The following is a 6213-nucleotide window of genomic DNA, read 5'->3' on the forward strand; positions in this document are numbered from 1 at the left end:
CGGCGCGTATCATGTCCGAGGAGCCGTTCGGGCCGATCGCGCCGACGACCACCTTCTCGACCTTCGACGACATGATCGAGCGGGCCAATTCGCTGCCCTACGGACTGGCTTCCTTTGTCTTCACCCGCAATCTCACCCTTGCCCAAAAGACCGAGGCGGCGTTGGAAGCCGGAATGGTCGGCGTCAACCACATGATGGTGTCGACACCGGAAACACCGTTCGGCGGCGTTCATGAATCCGGCTATGGGTCGGAAAGCGGCATCGAAGGCCTCGACGCCTATCTGCGGACGAAGTTCGTGACCGAGATGTAGCGTGGCCGATCTCCGTGAGAAAGACGGCGAGCGCTCGCTGGCGAACTATGACTTGTTCGACCGCGTCGGCATGTGGCGCGTGCATCGCGACGCGGTCGCCGTTGGAGCAGGAATTTTCACGCGCCATAGAAGATGCACGCAAATCTGAAGAGCGAGGTCGCGTGGCCGAGGCTCACGGCGACTGGATCAGTGCGCGCAACTTCTTTCAGCGGGCGACGAACATTATCGCACCGCGCAGCTCTTCATGTTGAAAGGCGAAGGCCGGTTCGACATCTATCGCAAGATCGACGAAGTGTTCGAGGCGGGAGCGATGCCGCCGCCACGGCAATCCAGCTCAATGACTTTCCTTCAGGATGGCGTCGGCGAGGGCATCCCACAGGTACTCACTCATCGAACGGCGCACCCGAAGCAGGAACCGATCGCTTTCGGTTTGAGCCAGCAGGATCACCGCCTGGAGAAAATGGCTCTGCGCACATTGGCCGGGGCCGAACGCACGCGGATGGAGGTCGAGCGGGCAGCCCTTCTCAAGAATGCGCCGGGCGGATTGGCCGCCCAGTTCCATGGCTACCGAGTTGTCCGAGACATCCGTCACCGCAACGTGCCGGTCCGCGAGCTCACTCTCCAGTCCCTGCTTCAGATCGTGGGTCTTTGTGAAAGGCGCATGGATCATCCACTCGTCTGGGCCCAGCCAAAGCACCGTCACATCACCTTCTTGAGTGAAAGTGTTGGGGCTCGCGGGCAGCAGCAATCCGTATTCCTTCGTCACCTTCGCAGGTAGGCTTGCATTGGACAGGCGCAGGTTGATCGCACCGAATTGGTCGACCTGGTCCAGATTTGCCGCGCCGCGTACGGGCGCCTTCGCCGAAATTAGTGAGCATTCAACGGGCTCGAAACCGACACGATTAAGCATTTGCACGTTCTCCCTTTGGATCGAAGAAGCAGGGCTGCGTGAGGGTTACCTTTTCCACATCGCCGTTGATGTTGCGGACGGTCGAGGTCTGGCCGATGCGCGCTCGGCCGTTCTCCACCAACGCGAGTGCGATCGAGCGCCCCAGCGTTTCGGACCAATAGGTCGAGCAGACCCAGCCAACGGTTTTGAGCGGCGGTTTCTGGGTGGCATTCTCGACCAGATGCGAGCCAAACGGAATCACGTAGTTGGGCTTCTCGGTCAAAAGCCCGACGAACTGCTTGCGACCCTCGCGCGCCACTTCCGGAGCGGAGAACCCGCGTTTGCCGATGAAGTCGCTCTTCTTTTTCGAGACGATCCAGCCCATCCCAAGATCCATGGGAGTGACCGTCCCGTCGGTGTCCTGTCCCACCACGACGAAGCCGCGCTCGGCGCGCAGGACATGCAGCGCCTCGGTTCCGAAGGGGATGATGTCGTACTCAGAGCCAGCCCGCCTCCGAGACGCTGGGATCGCGATTCCCCTACAAGGATATGCTGGAGGCGGGCGCGATCGGCATAGTCATGACGGACCTGGTGTGGACCGGCGGGCTCACCGAAGGCCGCAAGATCGCAGCACTGGCCGATACCTATCATCGTCCCTATGCGCCGCACGACTGCACGGGACCGGTGGCGTATGTGGCGGCAGTCCACTCGTCCTTCTCACAGCCCAACACGCTGATCCAGGAATCCGTGCGCGCCTTCTATACTGGCTGGTACAAGGAATTGGTCACCGAGTTGCCACGTGTCGTCGACGGGTACGTTCTTCCGATGGAAGGACCGGGGCTCGGCACGGAGCTGCAGTCCGCCGTCTTTGAACGTCCCGATCTCTCAACGCGCCTTTCGGATATGTAGGACGCAAGAAAAGGCTTGTGTTGCCCCTAGCTCGTTAGGCCTCCAAAACACAAATATTTCAGCTCCAGGTAATCATCGACGCCGTATTTCGAGCCTTCCCGGCCAAAACCCGACTGCTTGATACCGCCGAACGGCGCGACTTCGGTCGAAATCAAGCCGGTGTTGATGCCGACCATGCCGTATTCCAAGGCCTCCGCAACGGCCCACACGCGGCCCATGTCCTTGGCGTAGAAATAGGCCGCAAGCCCGAATTCGGTATCATTTGCCATCTCAATGACGTCGTTGACGGTTTCGAAACGGAATAAGGGCGCCAACGGCCCGAACGTTTCTTCACGGGCCACCGCCATCTCGGAGGTTACCCCAGTCAGGACGGTCGGCCAAAAAAAATTGCCGCCAAGAGGATGGTCTGGCCCACCCGCCACAATGCTGGCGCCCTGGGAGACGGCATTCTCAATGTGACGCCTCACCTTCGATACGGCGCGGTCGTCGACTAGCGGGCCGATGTCGGTGCCTTCCGCGAAGCCGTCACCGATCTTGAAGGTGTTGACGCGACGCGCGAGCTTGTCGGCGAACTCTTGGTAGATGCCGCTCTGCACGTAAAGGCGATTGGCGCAGACACAGGTCTGGCCAGCATTGCGGAACTTGGAGACGATGGCTCCTTCGACGGCCGCATCGACATCGGCATCGTCGAAGACAATGAAGGGCGCGTTGCCGCCCAGTTCCATGCTCAGTTTCATGACTTGCGCGGAGGCTTGCGCCATGAGAGTGCGGCCGACTTCGGTCGACCCGGTGAACGTGAGTTTGCGGACCTTCTCGTTTTCGCAAACCTCATCGCCGAAGTCCGAGCTTTTCGTGATCGGGACAATGCTCACCAGTCCGGCCGGCACCCCTGCCCTTTCCGCAAGTACCGCCAGCGCCAGGGCGGAGAGTGGTGTCAGGGCTGCCGGTTTGAAGACGGTCGAGCAACCTGCCGCCAGCGCCGGAGCGATTTTGCGCGCTACCATCGCTGAGGGAAAGTTCCAGGGTGTAACGGCGCCGACAACCCCTACAGGTTGCTTGATCACGACGATCCGCTTGTCACGGGCATGCCCCGGGATGGTGTCGCCATAGACGCGCTTGGCCTCTTCGCCAAACCATTCGATGTAGGACGCGCCGTAGAGGATCTCGCCCTTGGACTCGGCAAACGGCTTCCCCATTTCAGCGGTCAGGATCGTCGCCAGGTCATCGAGATTGGCGATCGTCAAATCGTACCAGCGCCGAATGACTGCAGCGCGCTCCTTGCCGGTGCGGGCAGCCCACTCCTTCTGGGCGACATAGGCGACATCGATCGCCTTGGCGATCTCGGCTCGGGTAAAATCGGGCAGCGTGGCCAGCACTTCGCTGTTTGAAGGGTTGGTCACCTCGAAGGTTTGCCCGGACCGGGACTGGCCGAGCCACTCTTTGCCGATCAATCCCGCTTCCCGGATCAGATCCTTGTCCTTGATCTTGTTGAGGAGTGTCGCTGATACGGCCATGGTTAGACACCTTTACTAAATTGCGAACGGTCCCGCGCGAGTAGTGCCCAGGCCTGGGCTACAATGGGAGCATCGATCATCCTGCCGTCGACAAGGCGCGCTGCGCCGTCCCGGGCCGCGTCGACGACGCGCTGCGCCCAGCGCAGTTGCTCGTCACTCGGCTGGAAAGCCGAGCTGACATGGGAAGTCTGGGCAGGGTGTATGCAAAGCTTCCCCCCGGCCCCATGATCCAAGGCCTGCCGGCATTCGGTGGCCAGTCTGGCGGTGTCCGTGACCTCGAAGGATGGGCCATCCAACGGCAGGGGCTTGCCGGCGGCCCTGCTCGCCACCGCCAGCCGCATCATGGCATGCGCTTTGAGGTCATGAGAGGCGGGAACACCCAAGTCCAGCGCAAAATCCGCAGGTCCGAAGGCCAGCCTGGCGACATGCGAATGAGCGGCCAACGCCCCCGCCGCTTCCAGCCCCCGCGCCGTCTCGATCAGCGCTATGATCTCGATGTCGCCACCCAAAACCCGAACCACCGCGTCGAGGGTCGCTGCGGACTGCGCTTTCGGCAGGCAGATCCGCCGAAGCCCGAGTGTCCTGAGCGCAGCAAGGTCGGCAGCATACCAGCTGCTGTCTTGGCCATTCACCCGGACGTAGGTGGGGTTCCGCAATGTCAGGGCATGGTGAAGATTGGACCGGGCGCCATCCTTGGCGGCAGGCGCAACAGCGTCCTCAAGATCAATAATGACCGTGTCGGCTCCGGACCGGTCGGCCTTTTCAAAACGCTCTGGCCGATCGGCCGGAACGAACAAAGGCGCGACAGACGTAAAATGCACGTTGCCCTGTGTACACATCAGGCCATACCCCTATCGATATCGGCTTCCATGTGCACCGCGCCGCCCTCGCCTTGTGTCCAGAGGCGCCGACCATCGACGCCGGCCCTGACGGTCAGTGCACGGTCCGCGATCGCCGGAGCTATCCCGCGGTAGCGAAACGTCAGGGGTATAGCGACGCCTTGGGACGCCGCGAGGTTGAGAAGGAGCGTAGCCTGGAGGGGGCCATGGACAACCAGTCCCTCGTAGCCTTCAGCCTCGGTCGCATAAGGCCAGTCGTAGTGTATACGGTGACCATTAAAGGTGATCGCGGAATAGCGGAAGAGCAACGTCGACGAAGGAATGACAGACCACACTTGCGCTGCTGGCCGGATTGTCGTGGGTGCCGCCGGCGAGGTGTTTCGAGACACGCCATTCCCCAATCCCGCGGCTTCCCGGTAGACGATGTCCTGTCGTTCACTCAGGGCGAGACCACGGTCGGAATGGTACGTGTGGCCGACCGCGACGAACCAGAGTTCACCGGATCGGCCTTGCTTGCGCACTATGTCCTGGATCGTAGAGACCTTGCGGACTTTGTCACCAACTCTAAGGTGATCATGCACCTGTAGCTCACCGCCAGCCCACATGCGGCGCGGCAGCGGCACGGGCGGCAAAGACAGATTCTTGGCGGGGTGACCGTCAGCCCCCAACTGTCCCATTCCGGCAATGGCCGGCGACAGGCACCAATGAATGCCCAACGGGGCGGTATCTGCGGGCAGCGGCGCTAGATGGGGTTCAAAAACGGCGCAGAAGCTCTCTACGAGGCGCTCCGAAACAACATCGATGCTTTCGGTCTGACGGCCATGCCATTGCGCCGATAAGTCCTGCTGGGTCGTGTCCACTGGCCCTGACCGTCAGTACGAACGCGGCATCCCGAGCACATGCTCGGAGAGATAGGACAGGATGAGGTTCGTCGAGATCGGGGCAACCTGGTAAAGCCTGGTTTCGCGAAACTTGCGTTCGACGTCATACTCTTCGGCGAACCCGAAGCCGCCATGCGTCTGGATACAGGCGTTGGCGGCTTCGTTGGAAGCATCAGCAGCCAGCATCTTGGCCATGTTCGCTTCAGCGCCGCAGTCCTGGCCGGCCTCATAGAGCCGGGTGGCTTCGCGGACCATGAGTTCGGCTGCACGCATGTTGGCGTAAGCCCTTGCGATGGGAAACTGGACGCCCTGGTTGGCGCCGATGGCCCGGCCGAAGACATTGCGGTCGCATGCGTAGGTAGAAGCCTTGTTGATCAGCCACTTTGCGTCGCCGACACATTCGGCGGCGATCAGGATCCGCTCGGCATTCATCCCGGAGAGGATATACCGGAAGCCCTTGCCCTCCTCACCGATCAGGTTTTCGGCAGGGATTTTCACATTGTCGAAAAAGACCTCTGTCGTGGAATGGTTCATCATCGTCCGGATCGGCCGGATTGAGAGACCCTGCTTGAGCGCTTCCCGCATGTCGAGAATAAACACCGACAGGCCTTCGGTCCGTTTGGCCACCTGATCCTTGGGGGTGGTGCGCGCGAGCAGCAACATGAGGTCGGAATGTTCCGCCCGGCTTGTCCAGATCTTCTGGCCGTTGACCACGTAGTAATCGCCGTCGTTGCGCGCGAAGCTACGGATTGAAGTGGTGTCGGTGCCGCTGGTCGGTTCGGTCACACCGAACGCCTGCAGCCTCAATTGTCGGGAGGCGATTTGCGGAAGATAGCGCTGCTTCTGCGATTCATTGCCGTGGCGCTGCAC

Annotated in this window: 8 protein-coding genes and 1 pseudogene; 3 read left to right on the forward strand and 6 right to left on the reverse strand. The window is 61.2% G+C overall.

All coding sequences use genetic code 11. The features are described from left to right. A partial coding sequence (locus EN925_RS18570; protein WP_128336788.1) for an aldehyde dehydrogenase family protein occupies positions 1-311 on the forward strand: 311 nt, incomplete at its 5' end. Between the two features lies 1 nt (position 312). Further along, positions 313-459, forward strand: coding sequence for a hypothetical protein (locus EN925_RS39695; protein ID WP_164766215.1), 147 nt, complete (start codon positions 313-315; stop codon positions 457-459). A 186-nt stretch (positions 460-645) separates the two neighbouring features. Here the strand turns inward: EN925_RS39695 and EN925_RS18575 are convergent, their stop codons facing one another. Next, positions 646-1221, reverse strand: a complete 576-nt coding sequence (locus EN925_RS18575) for a sarcosine oxidase subunit gamma family protein (protein WP_127368468.1) — start codon at positions 1219-1221, stop codon at positions 646-648. After that, positions 1214-1585 (reverse strand): glycine cleavage T C-terminal barrel domain-containing protein, encoded by a 372-nt coding sequence (locus tag EN925_RS18580; RefSeq protein WP_206519172.1) that lies wholly within the window; start codon positions 1583-1585, stop codon positions 1214-1216. Before EN925_RS18580 ends, EN925_RS18575 begins: the two co-directional genes overlap by 8 nt. Before the next feature lie 125 nt (positions 1586-1710). Between EN925_RS18580 and EN925_RS18585 the strand changes: the two are divergent. After that, positions 1711-2109: pseudogene (locus tag EN925_RS18585) on the forward strand (enolase C-terminal domain-like protein); the annotation flags it as partial. A 26-nt stretch (positions 2110-2135) separates the two neighbouring features. Here EN925_RS18585 and EN925_RS18590 read toward each other — a convergent pair. The 4 genes from EN925_RS18590 to EN925_RS18605 all read right to left on the reverse strand — a co-directional run. After that, positions 2136-3623, reverse strand: a complete 1488-nt coding sequence (locus EN925_RS18590; RefSeq protein ID WP_127368466.1) for an NAD-dependent succinate-semialdehyde dehydrogenase — start codon at positions 3621-3623, stop codon at positions 2136-2138. A gap of 2 nt (positions 3624-3625) precedes the next feature. After that, positions 3626-4462, reverse strand: a complete 837-nt coding sequence (locus EN925_RS18595; protein ID WP_128336789.1) for a CoA ester lyase — start codon at positions 4460-4462, stop codon at positions 3626-3628. Further along, the gene (locus EN925_RS18600) at positions 4462-5322 is read right to left on the reverse strand and encodes a MaoC family dehydratase N-terminal domain-containing protein (protein WP_127368464.1); all 861 of its coding nucleotides are present in this window, start codon (positions 5320-5322) and stop codon (positions 4462-4464) included. The genes EN925_RS18595 and EN925_RS18600 overlap by 1 nt, the downstream gene beginning before the upstream one ends. 12 nt (positions 5323-5334) lie before the next feature. Beyond that, a partial coding sequence (locus EN925_RS18605) for an acyl-CoA dehydrogenase family protein (protein ID WP_164894271.1) occupies positions 5335-6213 on the reverse strand: 879 nt, incomplete at its 5' end.

The organism is Mesorhizobium sp. M7A.F.Ca.US.006.04.2.1, from assembly GCF_004022915.1.
GTDB classification, from domain to species: domain Bacteria; phylum Pseudomonadota; class Alphaproteobacteria; order Rhizobiales; family Rhizobiaceae; genus Mesorhizobium; species Mesorhizobium ciceri.

Bases quoted from the DNA above. Each gene is read 5' to 3' on its own strand.
- EN925_RS18595 (WP_128336789.1), bottom strand. From the start codon at position 4,462: ATGTGTACACAGGGCAACGTGCATTTTACGTCTGTCGCGCCTTTGTTC.
- EN925_RS18590 (WP_127368466.1), bottom strand. From the start codon at position 3,623: ATGGCCGTATCAGCGACACTCCTCAACAAGATCAAGGACAAGGATCTG.
- EN925_RS18580 (WP_206519172.1), bottom strand. From the start codon at position 1,585: ATGGGCTGGATCGTCTCGAAAAAGAAGAGCGACTTCATCGGCAAACGC.
- EN925_RS18575 (WP_127368468.1), bottom strand. From the start codon at position 1,221: ATGCTTAATCGTGTCGGTTTCGAGCCCGTTGAATGCTCACTAATTTCG.